Origin of the sequence: Nocardioides baculatus, assembly GCF_016735675.1 — a bacterium.
Lineage (GTDB): Bacteria > Actinomycetota > Actinomycetes > Propionibacteriales > Nocardioidaceae > Nocardioides > Nocardioides baculatus.
On record NZ_JAERSG010000008.1, the window covers coordinates 1 to 17,616 of the forward strand.

Consider the following 17,616-nt stretch of genomic DNA (forward strand, 5'->3'; position numbering starts at 1 on the left):
GCTTGCAAGCAAACGGCCAGTGTGTCTTTCGAGTCAGACCAGGACGCCGACACCAGACTGCACTGCTCCGGACCGGCGGGCGACCCACAATGGATGCCCAGAAGCACAGTCACAGTGGGTCTTCCAGCGGTGGTGGCGTCGGCCGAGGGGGCCGGAGTTGTGGGGGCCGGTCTGTCCCGGCGGGGGTTCTCGTCCGGTGTCGCCGTGTCCGGTGTGTTGGTAGGGGACGGGGTGGTCGAGATCGACGTTGCGGCTGGTCGAGGTGGCGTAGGGCCAGTAGTCGCCGCCGGTGACGAGGTGGACCTGGTCGCGCAGGGACTCGGGGTGTTCGTAGGCGGTGTAGCGGACCCGGTTGGACAGGTCCTTGACCGGCTGGACCTTCACCACGCAGCCGCGCAGCATCTCGTGGAGCCGGGTGAGGGTGACAGGTCCGAGGCCCTCGACGCGGGCAACGGCGTCCGCCCCGTGAAGGGCTGCCTCGTGGAGGTGGACGTGCAGGACCACCTTCGGTGCGAGGGGGGTGAGATCGATGTGACGGAGGGCGTCGAGGAGGTCCGCGGGGAAGGCGTACGCACGAGCAGGCGAGTCATCCTCGGGCTCTGGCTCCGGCTCGGGCTCGTCGAGGTCCAAGTCGAGGTCGAGGTTGAGGTCGAGCGAGGGCTCGGGGTCTGCCTCGTCATCGTGTTCGGACTCGCGACTCTTCCCAGAGTCGGTGTGCTCGAGCAGGAGCGTGAACAGCTCGGCGGGTCGGGCGAGCCAGCCGAACGCGAGGGCGCGGAGCTCGTCGGGGCTGGCGTCGGGGTGGAGGGGGTCGATGATCTCCGCGACGCGGTGGACGATGGCGTCGACCGCGACGGCGTCGCCGGCTTCGAGGCGGGCGATGAGGGTGCGCAGGCCGTACTCGTCGGTGCGACCGAGGCCGAGGTAGCGGCGGCGGCGTTCGGCCTCGCACCGCTCCTCATGCAGGGCGGGGTCGGCCTCGATGACCTTCGCCTCCGCCACTTCGAGCACCCGGCCGGGTGCTTCGGAGGCGATCATCCGGGACACGGCGGTGTCGACGACGCGGACCTTGTCGGCGGGTAGGTGGCGCGAGAGCTTGGCGACCTTGCGGGCGACCCAGACCTCGCAGTCGCCGCGGCGGGTGACGGCCCAGGTCAGCGGGAGGCGGTGCTCGAGGTCGAGGACGTCGGCGAGCATGTGCTGCGTGGCGGTGACGCCGGCATGCCGGGCCAGGGCGATCTCGCCGAGGCAGAAGTCCTGCACGCGCGGGGTGCCGTCACCGCCGAGCTGTCGCAGGACGTTCCCGATCCGGCGGGCGATGCGGCCGTCGGGGCCTTCGGTGGGATCGGTCGAGTGGATGGCCGCCCACGCGGAGAGCACTTCGAGCTTGGCGACCTCGGCGAGGCGGGACGCTCGCTCGGCCTCGGACGCGGCGGCCAGGAGGCGTTCCGCGTCGAGGTCGAGGAGGTCGGTGTTCATGCCTTCACGCTAGCGATGACCACCGACAGTCAGACCCGGGATTCACGCTCAGATCCACATTCCGGACAACTGTTTTCGAGAGTCTGAGCGATACACCTGAGTCAGTGGTTTCGAGGCTCGTCGCTGGCGCTCCTCGCACCTCAACCACCGAGCAACCCGGGCGCTCCTCGCACCTCAACCAGCGGAGGGAGCGCGCCCGGTCTCGTACGCCCAGATCGCGACCTCGACCCGGTTGCGGGCACCGAGCTTGGCCATGAGGGCGCCGATGTGGGTCTTCACCGTGCTGAGGCTGATGTGGAGCTCGTCCGCGATCTCGTGGTTGGTACGACCTCGCGCGACGAGGACGAGCACGTCCTCCTCGCGATCGGTCAACGGCGCGATCGGTTGAGCGGGCGCAGCAGGACGTTCCAACGAGGCGAGGGTGCTCAGCAACCGGCGGGTGATGTCGGGCGAGATGAGGGCGTCGCCTTTCGCGGCCGCCTCGATCGCCTGCACCAGCAAGGCAGGCCCGGCGTCCTTCAGCAGGAAGCCCCGGGCGCCGGCTCGCAACGCGCCGAGGACGTAGTCGTCGAGGTCGAAGGTCGTGATGATGACCACCGCGAGAGGGTCCGCGACACCGGGGCCGGCGAGCTGGCGGGTGGCCTCGACGCCGTCGATGCCCGGCATCCGGATGTCGAAGAGGCAGACGTCGGGGCGCAGCTCGCGGGCGACCGCCACGGCCTCGTGACCGTCCCGCGCCTGGCCGACGACCTCGATCCCGGGCTGCGCGTCGAGGATCATCGTGAGGCCGGTGCGGACGAGGTCCTGGTCGTCGGCGACCACCACCCTGATGCTCATGGCGCCACCGAACGCGGCAGCGCGGCCGAGACGGTCCAGCCGCCGGCCGGGTCGGGGCCGGCGGAGAGCGTGCCGCTGAGCAGCTTGGCCCGTTCGGCCATGCCCATCAGGCCGTAGCCCCCGGTCGTCGCGGGGCGCGCCGCCTGGCCGTCGTCGTGCACACGCAACCGTACGACGTCGGCCTCGCCGGTGACCTGCACCGTGACCGCCGTGGCGTCGAGCGAGTGGCGGATCGCGTTGGTGACCGCCTCCTGGCAGATCCGGTAGACGGCGACCTCGAGCGGCTGCGGCAGCCCGGCCAGGTCGCCGGAGCGCGCCACCTGCACGGCAGGGTCCATCCGCGCCAGCTCGTCGAGGTCGCCGATCCCCCGCTGCGGCGCGAACTCTGCCGCGTCGCCCTCGCGGAGGACCCGGACGACCGTACGCATCTCGGCCAGCGTCCGCGACGCCTCGGCCTCGATCACCGCCAGCGCCTCGACGGCCGCCGACGGGTTCGTGGCCGCCACCGCCCGGCCAGCCTGGGCCTGGATCGCGATGGCCGACACGTGGTGGGCGACGGTGTCGTGCAGCTCGCGGGCGAGCTCGCCGCGCTCGTGGCTACGCACCTGCGCGACCTCGCGCTGGTGCGCGACCGCGCGGTAGCGCATCGCCGCACCGAGGGCGAACGACGCGACCACCACGGTGGTGCCGCCGACCACGTCCCCGAGGGTCCCGCTGAGCGCGAGACCCAGGCTCACCGGCACCGCGGTGATCGCCGTACCGATCAGGGCCTCGCGACCGGAGCCCCAGCGGTACAGGGAGTACGGCAGCAGCAGCACGACGACCATCGAGTCGAGCCCGATCTCGGCGACGTCGCCCAGCAGCGTCGGGAGCAACAGCACCAGCGCGCCCCCGAAGCCGACCGCAGTCGCCGCCAGTGGGTGCGTACGCCGCCACAGCAGGGCCGGGACGACCACGAGCGCGACCGCGACGGCCAGGGGCCGCATCGGCAGGTCGGGGCGCAGGATCGCCTCCCCCACGGTCACGACCAGCATCACGCCGACGAGGACCCAGTCCCACCACACCCACGCAGGAGCGCCGGGGGCGCGGGGCTCGCTCAGGATCGAGCGGAGGGAGGCGGCGAGCACGTGTGCAGCCTAGAGAGCGGACGCGCCCGTGCGCGGCCACGACCACGCGGACCGCAGGACGTACACCAGCACGAGGACCTCGGTCCCGACCCCGAGTCCGTAGAAGCCGAGCCACTCGCCGCCACTGAGGTTGAACAGCGACACGGGGATGTAGAGCGCGCCGACCCCGAGGTTGAGGGGGCGACTCACGCGAGCCGGGAGCGCAGCGGACAGCACGACCATCACGGCCGGGATCCCGACGAGTGTGAGCGCGACGATGACGAAGGTCTCGTTGGCGTCGAACTCGAAGACGCGGCCGGCGAGGATGTCCGCGACCACGCCGGGCTTGTAGAGGTTGAGGTGGTCGACGTAGATGTAGAGGAACATCAGGCTGGTCCAGGCGGCGGCGAGCCTCGCCTTCACCGGCAGCGGGGCGTCGTCGAGGCCGGTCGCGTTCGCGGACGTGCGCAGGGTCGTGGTGGTCACGGTCTTCCTTCCGATCGAGGTGGTGACACCACGATCACGGGATCCGCGCCTCGTTCCATCGGACTGGAGGCCCGTCTCCGCTGGCCTCAGGTACTAGACGTGCCGCCGCCGCGCGACGTGCAGCACGGCACCCCACCCGCGGCGCAGCAGCCCGTCCGGCCGCTCGGCCAGCCGCCGACGGATCTCGCCGTACAACCGCTCGCGCTGCCACGGCTCCATCGCGATGTGCCCGGAGAAGGTGTCGAGCAGCGCGAGGTAGCCCTCGGCGTCGTAGTCGACCTCCCAGTCGACGTGGCGCACTTGCAGGTCGTCGAAGAGCCCGCTCGCCTCGATCTCGTCGCGCTGGTCGGGCAGCTCGTCCGGGCGCGCGTACGCCGCCCCTCCCGGCACGCCCTCGCCGATCTCGTCGTAGACGTCCTGGAGCTCGCGGAAGATCGGGTCGCCACCCTCGGGGAAGACGTGGGTCGCGCTCCAGAAGGCGAGGTGGCCGCCGGGCCGCAGCAGCTCCCACGCCCGCCGGTAGCGGATCTCCGGATCGAGCCAGTGCCAGGACGTGGCAGCGAGCACGAGGTCGTACGCCGTCCCGTCCGGCACCACGTCCTCGAACCGGCCGTGCCGCACGTCCACGTCCGGGTACGCCGCCAGGTTGCGGCGCGCGACCTCCACGAGCGCCGGGCCCGGATCGACGCACGTGATCGCGAAGCCGCGGCGGGCGAGCGGGATCGTGGCCTTCCCGGTCGCGCAGCCGATCTCGAGGAGCCGGTCCCCCGGCGACAGATCAGCTAGGTCGACGAGCGAGTCGAACAGCGAGTCCGGGTAGTCGGGTCGCGCCTGCTGGTAGCGCTCGGCCGCCGAGTCGAAGGTCATCGCCAGCGGGCGGTCGTCGGCCATGCCGTGATCATCGCACCAGCACACCGGGCACGACTCGATCAACGTCAAGGCGAACCTGACTAGACCACTGGGTCAAGCTTCGTCGCGTCGCACGCGCGGGACGCCCGACATCTGGCAGTGTCTTCGCGGGCTACCTCGTGGGGAGGGAGCAGATCGAGGGGCATCACACGTGGACGACGGCTTGCGCGAGAAACTGGCGACGCTGGGACAGAGGATCGAGGTCGCCACCTACGAGCGACAGATCGCGGTGGACGAGGTACGAGAGCTGATGGCGATCCACCACGCCGAGCTGCAGCTGCCGCGCGTGGCCGAGCTGACCCTGCTCTCCCACGGCGCGCTGCACGCCATGCTGCCCGACTGACCGACCCCGGACATGCAAAAGTCCCCGCCGTGGCGGGGACTCTCACGATGACGTGTCAGAAAGACGCGTCAGGCGTTGGGGCGCTTGCCGTGGTTCGCGCCCTTCTTCTTGCGAGCGCGGCGCTTGCGTCCGGTCTTGCCCATAGTCGTCCTCCTGAAGTCGGTGCTCGGAGCAGTCTCTCAAAGGAGACGGCGAGGAGCCAATCGGCTCAGGAGCCGCTCTCGCTGATCTGGATCCGCACCTCGCGCAGCTGGAGGCGTACGCGGTCGCGCAGCGACTCCGGTGCGGACTCCGAGCAGGACCTCTGGACGAGCTGCTTGACCGCCTTCTGGAGGTCGTGGCGCTCGAGGCAGGGGCCGCACTCGCGCAGGTGCATCTCGACGACCGCGCAGTCGGCCTGGTCGAGCTCGTTGTCGATGAAGTAGACGATGCGCTCGATGTAGTCGACGCAGTCGTCCTTGCCGTGCTCGTGCTCGCTCACGACGCGCTCCCCTCACCAGCAGGAACAGCGGCGGGAACGGTGCTGGCCGGCAGCAGGTCGTTGGTCCGGACGTAGTCGGCGAGCATGTCGCGCAGCTGGCGACGCCCGCGGTGGAGGCGAGACATCACGGTGCCGATCGGCGTGTCCATGATCTCGGCGATCTCCTTGTAGGGGAAACCCTCGACGTCGGCGAGGTAGACCGCGAGCCGGAACTCCTCGGGAAGGCGCTGCAGCGCGTCCTTCACCTCGGAGTCGGGCAGGTGCTCCAGCGCCTCCATCTCCGCCGACCGCAGGCCGGTGGACGAGTGCGACTCCGCGCGGGCGAGCTGCCAGTCCTCGACGTCCTCGGACATCGACTGCTGCGGCTGGCGCTGCTTCTTGCGGTAGGAGTTGATGTAGGTGTTGGTGAGGATCCGGTAGAGCCAGGCCTTGAGGTTGGTGCCGGGCTTGAACTGGTGGAAGGCGCTGTAGGCCTTCGCGAAGGTCTCCTGCACCAGGTCCTCGGCGTCAGCGGGGTTGCGGGTCATCCGCATCGCCGCGCCGTAGAGCTGGTCGAGGAACGGCAGGGCGTCGCGCTCGAAGCGCGCCGACCGCTGGTCGTCGGTCTCGTCCTCGCGGGAGATCTCGGTGGACATCTCGTCCTGGAGCGATTCAGTCATCGCTTCCCACAGTACCGCCGGGGTCGGCGGCACCGTAGTCGTCGGGCGTTCGAGGGTCAGTGACTGCACACAGCATGAACACCTCACCCCGTCCGGGGATTCCCCACGACCTCGCGGACCAGCCATTCGAGCGTCGACTCGACCACGATGCCCATCGCCTCGTCCTGGCTGACCTCGCCGCGGGCCGGGACCTTCAGCCCGTGGTCACCACCGGGGATCACGACCATCTCGACGTCGCCGGGGAACTCCTCGGGCCGGCCCATCGGGTCGCGCTCGCCCTGCACGACGAGGGTCGGCAGCCCGGCACCGAGCAGCTCGGGGAGCCGCGTGGGCTCGGTCCGCCCGGGCTGGTGGAGCGGGAAGGAGAGGGCCAGGCAGCCGGTCGCGCCCAGCGCACGCGCCGTACGGGCGGCGGAGCGGGCACCGGCCGAGCGGCCACCCACGACGAGGGGCGTACGCACGCGCATCACGTCGGCGGCACAGGTCAGTGCGGCGTCGAGGGTCGGCGGGGCGGTGGCGACCTTGCGGCCGGCGACCCGCCACGGCTGCTCGAAGAGGACGACGCTGACGCCCTGCGCGGGCAGCGCGTCGGCCAGCGCCCACAGGTCGCGCGACTCGATGCCGCCGCCGGCGCCGTGGCTCAGCAGCAGCGTCGCGATCGGGCTGGTCGCGCGTCGGGTGTGGAGGCGGCCCTCGCCGTGGGGCGTGTCGACCGTGCGGACGGAGGCCTTCTTCACGACGTGGCCTCCAGCGGCACGACGAGCTCGGGCCCGTTGTTGCGCACGTTGCTCACCAGCGTCGGCACTGCGTAGGCCTCGAGCCGGCCGGGCGCGGCCGGCACCAGGAGCGAGGTGTCGCCCGGGTGGGTCGGGTCGAGCCACTCGTGCCAGCGGTCCTTCTCGACCATCAGCGGCATCCGGTCGTGGATGTGGCCGAGCGAGTCCTCGGCCTGCGTGGTCAGGACCGTGCAGGTCCAGCGGAACCGGTCGGGGTCGTCCTCGTCCCTGGTCGGGTCGCGCCAGATCTCGTAGAGCCCGGCCATCGCGAGCACTCCCCCGTCCTTGGGACGGATGAAGAAGGGCTGCTTGACCGGCTTGCCCTTCGCAGTGGTCTGCGAGGTGGGGTACCACTCGAAGTAGCCGTCGGCGGGCAGCAGCGCACGCCGGGAGGCGAACGCCTTGCGGTAGGCCGGCTTCTCGGCGACGGTCTCCATCCGCGCGTTGATCATCCGGTTGCCGATGGACGGGTCCTTGGCCCACGACGGGACCAGGCCCCAGGTGAAGACCCTGAGCTGGCGCTGGGGCGGCTCCGTCCTGTCGGGGCCGGACTCACGCGAGGGCGGCCGCTCGACGACGGCGTAGACCTCCTTGGTCGGCGCCACGTTGTAGTCCGCGGCCAGCGGCGCGGCGATCCGGCTCTCGACGACCTCGAACTCCTCGATGAGGTCGTCGGAGTCGCGGGACGAGGCGTAGCGGCCGCACATGTCACGACCCTAGCCGGGCGCGACGGAGTCGCGCACGGCCTGGGTCGGGAGGTTGAGCAAGCGCGCGAGCGAGCCTGCGAGCACGCGACCGCGCGACGAAACCAACCCCGGTCCGAACGCTGTCGGCGCCAGCCGCTCAGCCGCGGGCGAGCTCGTCGAGCAGCGACCCGGCGAGGTGGTCGGTGCCGGGCAGGCCCTCGATCCACAGCCGCAGCGGGCCGTCCTCCGGTGAGCCGTCGAGCAGCGTCGCCAGCACGCGGACCCGGCGGCCGAGGACCTCGTCGCGGCGGCATAGGATCCCCACCCGGTGCATGCCGATCCGGGCGATGGTCTCGTCCCGGGCGAAGACGGTGCGCGCCAGCTCGCCGGCGCGCGCGATCCGCATCGCGCGGGTGAAGTGGTCGCCGGCCTCGTCGGACGGGTCGTCGCCCAGCGGCAGCGCGACCACCACGAGAGCGTGGCCCGAGACGTCCTCACCGAGCCGGTAGAGCTCGGACAGCCGGCTGCGCAGGTGGGCCTGGCTCGCCAGGCCGGTCAGCGGGTCGTCGCAGGAGAGCTGGTGCAGGTAGCCCAGGGTCGTCTCGCTCCACGCGGTCACGAGCGCGCTCACGGCGTCGTACGGCGGATCGCCGGCGCCGGCCACTCGCCACGTGTCGCGCAGCCCGTCGAGCGCCTCCTGCATCGAGGCACCGTCGCGGGCGAGGTCCTCGCCCGCAACGGCACACGCCCCGAGGACGTCCGATCCCGAGGTGAGTGCCTCCCCCAGCGCCTCGTACCGGTGCGGCAACCCCGACCGCACGGGAGACGCTGGCCCACTCACCCCAGGACCGGAAGCCGAAAGACGACGCCCGCGTGTGGCGAAGATCTTCACGGCAGCCCCCTTCGATGTGTCCTGCTCTGTCGAGGAGACGGTCGCCGTCGCCCCGCATGACGCGGACCGGACCGGGATCTTGCGATTTTGCCAAGTGAGGGGTCCGAGCACGCTCGGAGGACTACAGTTCGAAGCACCTGAGCGGGGCCAGGAAGCGCCCCGGGAAGCGTCCGAGGGCATGAGCGTTGCGACCAGCATCGAGGCACCGGGGGACGCCGAGCTGATCTCGGCGGTCCGCGGCGGGGACGTCGACGCCTACGGCACCCTCTTCGAGCGCCACGTCGACGCCGCCCGGCGCCTCGCCCGGCAGCTCGTGCCGCCCTCCGACGCCGACGACCTGGTCTCCGAGGCCTTCGTCAAGGTGCTCGGCGTGCTCCAGCGCGGCGGCGGCCCCGACGTGGCCTTCCGCGCCTACCTCCTGACCTCCGTGCGCCGCCTCCAGGTTGACAAGATCCGGGCCACCGCGCGGCTCACCACCACCGACGACATGGAGCCCTTCGACCCCGGCGTGCCGTTCGTCGACACCGCCGTCGAGGGCTTCGAGAGCGCCGCCGCGGCCAAGGCGTTCGCCTCGCTCCCCGAGCGCTGGCAGCTCGTGCTCTGGCACACCGAGGTCGAGGGCGACAAGCCCGCCGACATCGCACCGATCCTCGGGATGAGCGCCAACTCCGTCTCGGCCCTCGCCTACCGGGCCCGCGAGGGCCTCCGCGAGGCGTTCCTCACCCAGCACGCCGCCGAGCTCGAGGCCGACACCTGTCGCTGGACGCACGGCCAGCTCGGCGCCTACGTCCGTGGCTCGAGCTCGCGCCGCGACGCCGCCAAGGTCGAGGAGCACCTCGACGAGTGCCGCCCCTGCATGGCCGTCTACCTCGAGCTCACCGAGGTCAACTCCAACCTCGGCGCGCTGCTCGCGCCCCTGCTCCTCGGCGGGGTGGCCACGGCCTACCTCGGTACGGCCGCCGCCGGTGGCGCCCTCCCGGTCGGCCTGTCGCTCCTCGTCGGGCGGATCCGCGACCTCGTCGCGGGCAACGCGGCCACCGCGGCCGTGGCCGGCGTCGCCGCCAGCACCGTGATCGTGGCCGGCGGCATCGCGATCGCCACCCGCGCCCCCGATCCGCGCCCCGAGGCCGGTTCCCGCGACGTGCCCTCCGCGACGACCAGTGCCTCGAGCGCGACCTCGGACGCCGACGAGGGCGGCGTGTCCGGACCGGAAGAGGGTCCCGAGGCCGTCGTGCTGACGCCGGGCGACGAGGTCGACCTCACCGACCCGACGCCCGGGACGGACGGGCCGTCGCCGACCGACTCCCCCACGACGACGGACTCACCCACCGACTCGCCGACCGACTCACCCACGTCGAGCCCGACGAGCTCCCCGACGTCCAGCCCCACCTCCAGCCCGACCTCCAGCCCGACGTCGAGCCCCACCTCGAGCCCGACGGCCAGCCCGACGAACAAGCCGACGCCGACGTCCACCGCCACGTCGAGCCCGACGGCCACCCCCACCGCGAACCCGACCACCAACCCGACCGGCAACCCGAGCCCGACCGCGACCCCGACGCCCACCCCACCGCCGCCGGTCGTGCCCGACCCGTCCCTCGCCGGCAGCGTCGGTGGGGCACGTCCGACGTACACCGTGGTGCTGCGCGTCGCAGGCCTCCCGTCCGGCAGCAGCGCGGTCCTCGTCGTCGAGTCGGACGGCAACGTCGTGCGCACCACGGACTCGCGCTGCGACTTCGGCCAGGCGCGCGCGACCTGCCAGATCACCGGAGCCAACCTCGCCCCCGTCTCGCTGGAGGTGGTCGCCCCGCAGGGTGCGCAGGTGACGGCGAGGCTGACCCCGGCCGAGCAGGACGCCGACGCGGGCAACAACACCTGGCGCGCCGACCTCGGCTGACGGTCCGATCCGGCGCACCCCTCCGGACGGAGCGCCCTCCGCGCGCATCGTGTAGACAATGGGCATGACGATCACTCGGCTGTTCGCCCGACCGATGCTGGCCACGATCTTCGTCGTCGGGGGCGTCAATGCCCTCCGCAAGACCGACGCGCACGCCACGAAGGCCAAGAAGGTCACCGACCGGGTCGTCCCGCTCGCCCAGCAGGCCGCACCCGGCCTGCCCATCCCGACCGACGCTGCCACGCTCGTACGGATCAACGCGGGCGCCCAGATCCTCGCCGCCGCGGCGCTCGCCACCGGCCGCGCCCCGCGCCTCAGCGCCACGGTGCTCGCCGCCTCGCTCGTGCCGACCACGCTCGCGGGGCACGCGTTCTGGGAGGAGAGCGACCCGGACGCCAAGGCCCTGCAGCGCCTCCAGTTCGCCAAGAACACCTCGATCCTCGGTGGCCTGCTCCTCGCCGGCGTCGACACCGAGGGCAAGCCCGGCCTGGCCTGGCGCGCCCGCCGCGCCGCGAAGGACGTACGCCGTGAGGCCAAGCAGGTCGCCAAGGCCGCCCGCCAGGAGGCACGGGTCGCGAAGGCCCAGCTCAGCTGATCGATAGTCTTCGCGGGTGACCGACCTCTGGCCCGCGCCACGCCCCGACGGCCCCGTCGAGCGCGTGGTCTCCCTGCCCGGCAGCAAGTCGCTCACCAACCGTGCGCTCGTGCTCGCGGCGATCGCCGACGGCCCGAGTGTCGTACGACGTCCGCTGCGCTCGCGCGACACCCTGCTCATGGCGTCGGCGCTCCGCTCCCTCGGCACGGGCGTCGACGACGTCGACGGCCACTGGGCGGTCACCCCGGGCGCGTGGGACCGCGACGCCGAGGTGGACTGCGGACTGGCCGGGACGGTCATGCGGTTCGTGCCACCGGTCGCCGGGCTGGCCCAGGCGACGGTCGGCTTCGACGGCGACCCCCACATGCGGCTGCGCCCCGTCGGCCAGATGCTGACCGCCCTGTCGGCGCTCGGCGTCACCGTCGACGACGGCGGTCGCGGCGCCCTCCCCTTCGCCGTCCGCGGTGACGGATCGGTGGCCGGCGGGACGGTCACGATCGACGCGAGCGCGTCGTCGCAGTTCGTCTCGGCGCTGCTGCTCGCAGGTGCCCGCTACGAGCACGGGGTCGACGTGCGCCACGTCGGCAAGCCGGTGCCGTCGCTCCCCCACATCGAGATGACCGTGCAGATGCTGCGGCAGCACGGGGTCGAGGTGGACGACGCCGACGCCAACCGCTGGGCCGTGGCACCGGGTCCGCTCAAGGCCGTCGACCACGACATCGAGCCCGACCTGTCCAACGCGGCGCCGTTCCTCGCGCTCGGCGCGGCCACCGGCGGCACCGTGACCGTGCGGGACTGGCCGGACAGCACGACCCAGCCGGGCGACCAGCTCCGCGAGATCCTCGGCCTGATGGGCTGCGAGGTCGCGCTGTCGGCGGCAGGGCTGACCGTCTCCGGCCCGACGCGGCTCGCCGGGGTCGACCTCGACCTGCACGATGTCGGCGAGCTGACTCCTGCGGTCGCGGCGCTGTGCGCCCTTGCCGACTCGCCGTCGCACCTGCGCGGCATCGCCCACATCCGCGGCCACGAGACCGACCGGATCACCGCCCTCGCCACCGAGCTCGGCCGCCTCGGCGCCGAGGTCGTCGAGCGCGAGGACGGCCTGTCCATCACGCCCGCCCCGCTGCACGGCGGGGTGTTCCACACCTACGCCGACCACCGGATGGCCCACGCCGGCGTCATCCTCGGACTGGCCGTCGACGGCGTGCAGGTGGAGGACATCGCGACGACGTCGAAGACGTTCCCCGACTTCGCCGCCGCGTGGAGCGCCGCGGTGCTGGGCGGAGACTCGTGAGCAACCGCTACTCCGAGCACGACCACGAGCACTACGAGCGGCCCCGCCGCCGCACCCGTCCGCGCACCAAGGACCGTCCGTCGTACGACGACGCCGTCCTCGCCCGCGTCGTGACGGTCGACCGCGGTCGCTTCACCCTGCTGTTCGAGGGCCGGCGGGTGATGGCGATGAAGTCGCGCCCGCTGGGCCGCAAGGGCGTCGTCGTCGGCGACCACGTGCGCGTCGTGGGCGACATGAGCGGCGACGACGGATCCCTGGCCCGCATCGTCGAGGTCGTGCCCCGGACGACCACACTGCGCCGGACGGCCGACGACGACGACCCGGTCGAGCGCGTGATCGTCTCCAACGCCGACCAGCTCGTGGTGGTGACGGCGCTGGCCGACCCGGAGCCGCGCCCACGCCTGATCGACCGCGCGCTCGTCGCGGCGTACGACGCCGGGATGGCGCCGCTGCTGTGCATGACCAAGGCCGACCTCGCCGACCCGGAGACCCTGCTGTCGACCTACCGCTCGCTCGGGGTGCCGTGGGTGGTCACGCAGCTGAAGGGCGAGCGAGAGGCAGGCACGTCGGGAGACCTGACCGAGCTCCGCGACCGGCTGAGGGGCAAGACGAGCGTGCTCGTCGGGCACAGCGGGGTCGGCAAGTCGACCTTGGTCAACGCCCTCGTCCCCGACGCGCACCGCGAGGTCGGCATCGTCAACGCGGTGACCGGACGCGGCCGCCACACCTCCACGAGCGCCTACCTCCTCGAGCTGCCCGACGGCGACGGCTGGATCATCGACACCCCCGGCATCCGGTCCTTCGGGCTCGCGCACGTGCAGCCGGAGAACCTCATCGAGGCGTTCCCCGACCTCGAGGAGATGACCGAGGACTGCCCCCGCGGCTGCACCCACGGGACGGACGAGCCCGAGTGCGGGCTCGACGAGGCGGTCGCGGCGGGCGAGACCGACCCCGACCGCGTGGAGTCGTTCCGCCGGCTGCTCGCCGCCCGCTCGGCCACGGACTGGTAGCCGGGTCAGCCCCAGACGGCGCGGGCGCCGGAGTCGCCGGCGAGGTAGAGCGTGACCATCAGCGCGACGGCGCCGACGGCGAGGACCACCATCACCGGGACGCCGAAGCGGGTCTCGCGCGCACCGCGGCCCGAGGCGAGGGCCGAGGCGCCGCCCAGAGCATAGGCCGCGAGCAGCGACAGGGCGGCGTACACCAGCGAGACGGTGCGCAGCAGCTCACCGCTCTCCTCGTGCTCCTCGACGAGCTGCTCGAGCTCGGGCCGGGCCTCGAGCAGTGCCTCGCCGGCCGACGCCGCCAGCACCGAGGCGACCGCGGTCACCACCGCGAGCACGACGAGCGGCCACCGCAGCAGCCACCGCCACCTCGGGACGAAGGCGTAGGCCAGGCCGGTGAGCGCGGCGAGGGGGCCGAGGACGACGACTGCATGCACGATCAGCGGGTGGAGCGGCACACCGTTCAGTTCCATGCGTGCAGGGTAGGTGGGCTTGCTGGCAATAACCTGTGAACATGCCCATCACCGGCTCCACTGATTACACCGACGACCTGCGTCTGGCGCACGTGCTGGCCGACGACGCGGACTCGCTCACCCAGGCCCGCTTCAAGGCGCTCGACCTCCACGTGATGAGCAAGCCGGACCTCACCCCCGTCACCGACGCCGACAAGGCCGTCGAGGAGGGCATCCGCCGCACGCTGTCGCGGGTCCGCTCGCGCGACGCCGTCATCGGCGAGGAGCAGGGCACCACCGGCCACAGCCAGCGCCGCTGGATCGTCGACCCGATCGACGGCACCAAGAACTTCGTGCGCGGCGTGCCCGTCTGGGCCACCCTCATCGCGCTGGCCGTCGACGACGAGGTCGTCCTCGGCGTCGTCTCCGCCCCGCAGCTGCAGCGCCGCTGGTGGGCCTCGGCGGGCAACGGCGCCTGGACCGGCCGGTCGCTGCTCAAGGCGACGAAGTGCGAGGTGTCCGACGTACGCCGTCTCGAGGACGCGTCGCTGTCCTACTCCAACCTGTCCGGCTGGGACGAGCGCGACCGCCTCGACGACTTCGTCTCCCTGTCCCGGCGCTGCTGGCGCACCCGCGCCTACGGCGACTTCTGGTCCTACATGCTGCTGGCCGAGGGCGCGGTCGACATCGCCGCCGAGCCCGAGCTCGCGCTCTACGACATGGCGGCCCTCGACGTGATCGTGCGCGAGGCGGGCGGTGCGTTCACCTCGCTCGACGGCACCGACGGGCCCTGGGGTGGCAACGCGCTCGCCACCAATGGTCACCTCCACGACGCGGCGCTGTCGTTCCTCGGCTCGATCGACGACGACACCGACCCCGACGTGCTGCGCCGCGGTCCCGGATCGGTGAGCAACCTGCGCGAGCGTCAGGCACCTCCCGTACTCGACTGAATGTGGCTACGGTTGGTCGATGAAGATCAACGACGTGATAAAGGCCAAGCCGAGCCACGACGTGGTGACCATCGGTCCGGACGCCACGGTGCGGGAGCTGGTCGCCCTCCTCGCCGAGCACAACGTCGGCGCGCTCGTGGTGAGCGACGACGGCGAGCAGGTGACGGGCATCGTGAGCGAGCGCGACGTCGTACGCCGCCTGCACGCCGACGCGGGTGTGCTCGACACCGCCGTCCGCGAGATCATGACGGCCGAGGTGCGCACCTGCGCGGGCGACGACGGCCTCACCGATCTCATGCAGCTGATGACCGAGCACCGCATCCGGCACGTCCCGGTGGTGGCCGACGGGAGGCTGACCGGCATCATCAGCATCGGTGACGTGGTGAAGAACCGCATCGGCGAGCTCGAGTTCGAGCGCGACCAGCTGGACAGCTACGTCCACCAGACCTGAAGTCAATCGAAGGAGCAGCTGTGTCCGAGAAGCCCGACGTCGACCCGCACATGGGCGAGGCGCCCACCGACCTCGAGGTCACCGACCTCGTCGAAGGTGATGGCACGGAGGCCACGTCCGGCTCCACCGTGTCGGTGCACTACGTGGGCGTGGCCCACTCCACCGGCGAGGAGTTCGACGCGTCCTACAACCGTGGCGACCCGCTGCAGTTCCGCCTGGGCATCGGCCAGGTCATCTCCGGCTGGGACACCGGCGTGCAGGGCATGAAGGTCGGCGGCCGCCGCCGGCTCGTCATCCCGCCGCACCTCGGCTACGGCGACCGCGGCGCCGGCGGCGTCATCAAGCCCGGCGAGACGCTGATCTTCGTCGTCGACCTGCTCGAGGTCCGCTAGCCCCCGCCCGTACGCCTAGGCCTGGGCGTCGTGGACCAGGATCGCGACCTGCACCCGGTTCTCGACGCCCAGCTTGGCGAAGATCCGCCCGACGTGCGTCTTCACCGTCGGCACGCCCATGAAGAGCTCGGCGGCCACCTCGGCGTTGCTCAGCCCGCGGGCGACCCCGTCGGCCACGTCCCGCTCGCGCTCGGTGAGGCCCGCGAGGGCCTCCCGGGCAGCGCGGGCGCGGTCGTCGGTGCCCGGTCCCGGGTCGTCGCGGGTGACCGCGGCGATCAGCTGCGCGGTCACGCTCGGCGACAGCATCGGCTCCCCGGCCGCGACGGTGCGGATCGCCTCGACCAGCCGCGCCGGCTTGGTGTCCTTGAGCAGGAAGCCTGCCGCGCCGGTCCGCAGCGCCCGGAGCACCATGTCGTCGGTGTCGAAGGTCGTCAGCACGATGATCTTCAGGTCGGGGTGGGAGCGCAGCAGCTCCTCGGTCGCGCTGAGACCGTCGCGCACGGGCATCCGGATGTCCATCAGCACCACGTCGGCACCGGACGCGGGGACCACGCGCAGCGCCTCCTCGCCGTTCTCCGCCTCGGCGACGACGCTGATGCCCGAGCTGCCGCCGAGCATCATCCCGAGGGCGGCCCGGACCATCGGGTCGTCGTCGACCACGGCCAGCGAGATCGGGGTGGAGATGCTCACGAGGTCCACGGTATCCACGCCCGTACGGCGTAGCCGCCGGTGCCGTCGACCCCGTGGGTGATCCGGCCGCCGGCCAGCTCGGCGCGCTCGGCGAGGCCGATCAGGCCCAGACCCGACGCGGGGAGGGCGGGCCGTGCCACCGGGCCCACGGGCGCCGCGTTCCGTACGGCGATCACGAGCCCGTCGTCCGGGGTGCCCGCGAGGTCGACGGTCACGGCCGTCCCGGTCGCGTGCTTGCGGACGTTGGTCAGCGCCTCCTGCACGATCCGGAAGGCCGTACGACCGGTGGCCGCCGGCACCTCGTCCGCGACCCGGTTCGAGAGGCGTACGCGCATCCCGCCGGCCGCCTCCTCGGCCACCAGCCCGGCGATGTCGTCGATGCCGGGCTGCGGTCGCTCCGGCGTCCCGTCGACCGGTTGCATCGGGTCACGCAGCACGCCCAGCAGCGCCCGGAGGTCGCTCAGCGCGCGCTGGGCGTTGTCCTCGATCGAGCGGGCCGCGGCGGTGCGCTCGTCGTCCGACAGGTCGGTGCGATAGCTCAGCGTCCCGGCGTTCATCGCCACGAGCGAGATCCGGTGGGCGAGCACGTCGTGCATCTCGCGCGCGATCCGGGTGCGCTCGGCCGCCCGCGCCTGGGCCACGCGGGCGACCTGCTCGCGCTCGGCGGTCAGCGCCCGGTCACGGTAGGAGTCGACGAGCTGGCGCTGCGAGGACATCGCGTAGCCGGTGGCGACGAGGATGCCGACGACGAGGAAGCCGAAGGCTGCCGACACCCACAGCGGCAGGGCGTCGTCGCCGATGCCGATCCGCTCGAGCACGACGCCGGCGAGGACGTTGAGCAGCCCGATGACGGCGACCAGCCGCCACCGCCGGCGCGCAGCCAGGGAACCGATGATCCACGAGGCCGGGCCGGACGCGGTGGCGGAGACGAAGGAGAAGGCGGTCAGGAGGCCAGCGACCAGCACCGGGCGCCGGTGCCGCCAGCGGATCAGCCCGAACGACACCAGTCCCAGGATCGGGTCGCCGACCAGGAACCACATCAGCCTCGCGTCGGTCTCCCGCTCGCCGGCGCTGATGAGAGGTGAGCCCCAGACGACCAGGCTGATGAGCACCGCCAGCCCGTAGCGCCAGGCGACCGCGAGACGCCCGCTGCGCTGGGCGGGCCAGTCCGGGTCGCTCATGCCACGAGCGTAGGTCCGGAAGGTCCGACGGGACGTCCGACCAAGGTGTCGTCCTGCTC

General features: G+C 72.3%; 22 protein-coding genes. 8 read left to right on the forward strand and 14 right to left on the reverse strand.

Features of this window, described 5'->3' with window-relative positions; all coding sequences use genetic code 11:
• Positions 1-33: 33 nt before the first annotated feature.
• From JI751_RS19820 to JI751_RS19840, 5 genes are all read right to left on the reverse strand, one after another.
• Complete coding sequence (locus tag JI751_RS19820; RefSeq protein WP_201940493.1) at positions 34-1,479, reverse strand: hypothetical protein; 1,446 nt, start codon at positions 1,477-1,479, stop codon at positions 34-36.
• A 174-nt stretch (positions 1,480-1,653) separates the two neighbouring features.
• Positions 1,654-2,316 (reverse strand): response regulator, encoded by a 663-nt coding sequence (locus tag JI751_RS19825; protein ID WP_201940495.1) that lies wholly within the window; start codon positions 2,314-2,316, stop codon positions 1,654-1,656.
• Positions 2,313-3,443 carry a sensor histidine kinase gene (locus JI751_RS19830; protein WP_201940497.1) on the reverse strand — a complete coding sequence of 377 codons (1,131 nt, stop codon included), beginning with the start codon at positions 3,441-3,443 and terminating at the stop codon, positions 2,313-2,315. The genes JI751_RS19825 and JI751_RS19830 overlap by 4 nt, the downstream gene beginning before the upstream one ends.
• A gap of 9 nt (positions 3,444-3,452) precedes the next feature.
• A complete protein-coding gene (locus JI751_RS19835) occupies positions 3,453-3,908 on the reverse strand; it encodes a DUF6326 family protein (protein WP_307814405.1) in 456 nt (151 codons plus the stop codon).
• A 93-nt stretch (positions 3,909-4,001) separates the two neighbouring features.
• Complete coding sequence (locus tag JI751_RS19840; RefSeq protein ID WP_201940499.1) at positions 4,002-4,799, reverse strand: class I SAM-dependent methyltransferase; 798 nt, start codon at positions 4,797-4,799, stop codon at positions 4,002-4,004.
• A gap of 169 nt (positions 4,800-4,968) precedes the next feature.
• On the opposite strand from JI751_RS19840, the gene JI751_RS19845 reads away from it, so the two are divergent.
• Positions 4,969-5,160 (forward strand): hypothetical protein, encoded by a 192-nt coding sequence (locus tag JI751_RS19845; protein WP_201940501.1) that lies wholly within the window; start codon positions 4,969-4,971, stop codon positions 5,158-5,160.
• A 68-nt stretch (positions 5,161-5,228) separates the two neighbouring features.
• Here the strand turns inward: JI751_RS19845 and JI751_RS22095 are convergent, their stop codons facing one another.
• From JI751_RS22095 to JI751_RS19870, 6 genes are all read right to left on the reverse strand, one after another.
• The gene (locus tag JI751_RS22095) at positions 5,229-5,303 is read right to left on the reverse strand and encodes a 50S ribosomal protein bL37 (protein WP_369759046.1); all 75 of its coding nucleotides are present in this window, start codon (positions 5,301-5,303) and stop codon (positions 5,229-5,231) included.
• Between the two features lie 65 nt (positions 5,304-5,368).
• The gene (gene rsrA, locus JI751_RS19850) at positions 5,369-5,641 is read right to left on the reverse strand and encodes a mycothiol system anti-sigma-R factor (protein WP_201940503.1); all 273 of its coding nucleotides are present in this window, start codon (positions 5,639-5,641) and stop codon (positions 5,369-5,371) included.
• The gene (locus JI751_RS19855) at positions 5,638-6,300 is read right to left on the reverse strand and encodes a sigma-70 family RNA polymerase sigma factor (RefSeq protein ID WP_201940505.1); all 663 of its coding nucleotides are present in this window, start codon (positions 6,298-6,300) and stop codon (positions 5,638-5,640) included. Before JI751_RS19855 ends, rsrA begins: the two co-directional genes overlap by 4 nt.
• Positions 6,301-6,383: 83 nt before the next feature.
• The gene (locus tag JI751_RS19860) at positions 6,384-7,037 is read right to left on the reverse strand and encodes an alpha/beta hydrolase family protein (RefSeq protein WP_201940507.1); all 654 of its coding nucleotides are present in this window, start codon (positions 7,035-7,037) and stop codon (positions 6,384-6,386) included.
• Positions 7,034-7,783: an SOS response-associated peptidase gene (locus JI751_RS19865; protein WP_201940508.1), complete on the reverse strand. Its 750-nt coding sequence runs from the start codon at positions 7,781-7,783 to the stop codon at positions 7,034-7,036. The genes JI751_RS19860 and JI751_RS19865 overlap by 4 nt, the downstream gene beginning before the upstream one ends.
• A gap of 136 nt (positions 7,784-7,919) precedes the next feature.
• Positions 7,920-8,570, reverse strand: a complete 651-nt coding sequence (locus tag JI751_RS19870) for a hypothetical protein (RefSeq protein ID WP_201940510.1) — start codon at positions 8,568-8,570, stop codon at positions 7,920-7,922.
• Positions 8,571-8,832: 262 nt separating this feature from the next.
• On the opposite strand from JI751_RS19870, the gene JI751_RS19875 reads away from it, so the two are divergent.
• From JI751_RS19875 to rsgA, 4 genes are all read left to right on the forward strand, one after another.
• Positions 8,833-10,548, forward strand: a complete 1,716-nt coding sequence (locus JI751_RS19875; RefSeq protein ID WP_201940512.1) for a sigma-70 family RNA polymerase sigma factor — start codon at positions 8,833-8,835, stop codon at positions 10,546-10,548.
• A 64-nt stretch (positions 10,549-10,612) separates the two neighbouring features.
• Positions 10,613-11,143, forward strand: coding sequence for a DoxX family membrane protein (locus JI751_RS19880; protein WP_201940513.1), 531 nt, complete (start codon positions 10,613-10,615; stop codon positions 11,141-11,143).
• A gap of 16 nt (positions 11,144-11,159) precedes the next feature.
• Positions 11,160-12,437: a 3-phosphoshikimate 1-carboxyvinyltransferase gene (gene aroA, locus JI751_RS19885; RefSeq protein ID WP_201940515.1), complete on the forward strand. Its 1,278-nt coding sequence runs from the start codon at positions 11,160-11,162 to the stop codon at positions 12,435-12,437.
• Entirely contained in the window at positions 12,434-13,447 is a 1,014-nt protein-coding gene (rsgA, locus tag JI751_RS19890) for a ribosome small subunit-dependent GTPase A (RefSeq protein ID WP_201940517.1), read from the forward strand. The genes aroA and rsgA overlap by 4 nt, the downstream gene beginning before the upstream one ends.
• Before the next feature lie 5 nt (positions 13,448-13,452).
• Here the strand turns inward: rsgA and JI751_RS19895 are convergent, their stop codons facing one another.
• Positions 13,453-13,914 carry a DUF2231 domain-containing protein gene (locus JI751_RS19895; protein ID WP_201940519.1) on the reverse strand — a complete coding sequence of 154 codons (462 nt, stop codon included), beginning with the start codon at positions 13,912-13,914 and terminating at the stop codon, positions 13,453-13,455.
• A 41-nt stretch (positions 13,915-13,955) separates the two neighbouring features.
• Between JI751_RS19895 and JI751_RS19900 the strand changes: the two genes are divergently transcribed.
• Genes JI751_RS19900 through JI751_RS19910 form a run of 3 tightly spaced genes read left to right on the forward strand, consistent with a single transcriptional unit; the run spans position 13,956 to position 15,686 of the window.
• A complete protein-coding gene (locus tag JI751_RS19900) occupies positions 13,956-14,843 on the forward strand; it encodes an inositol monophosphatase family protein (RefSeq protein ID WP_201940521.1) in 888 nt (295 codons plus the stop codon).
• 19 nt (positions 14,844-14,862) lie between these two features.
• A complete protein-coding gene (locus tag JI751_RS19905; RefSeq protein WP_201940523.1) occupies positions 14,863-15,294 on the forward strand; it encodes a CBS domain-containing protein in 432 nt (143 codons plus the stop codon).
• Positions 15,295-15,344: 50 nt separating this feature from the next.
• The gene (locus JI751_RS19910; RefSeq protein ID WP_201940776.1) at positions 15,345-15,686 is read left to right on the forward strand and encodes an FKBP-type peptidyl-prolyl cis-trans isomerase; all 342 of its coding nucleotides are present in this window, start codon (positions 15,345-15,347) and stop codon (positions 15,684-15,686) included.
• Positions 15,687-15,701: 15 nt separating this feature from the next.
• Here the strand turns inward: JI751_RS19910 and JI751_RS19915 are convergent, their stop codons facing one another.
• On the reverse strand, positions 15,702-16,376 hold the full coding sequence (locus JI751_RS19915) for a response regulator transcription factor (protein ID WP_307814407.1): 675 nt from the start codon (positions 16,374-16,376) through the stop codon (positions 15,702-15,704).
• Positions 16,373-17,557 (reverse strand): sensor histidine kinase, encoded by a 1,185-nt coding sequence (locus JI751_RS19920; protein WP_201940525.1) that lies wholly within the window; start codon positions 17,555-17,557, stop codon positions 16,373-16,375. The genes JI751_RS19915 and JI751_RS19920 overlap by 4 nt, the downstream gene beginning before the upstream one ends.
• Between the last annotated feature and the right edge of the window lie 59 nt (positions 17,558-17,616).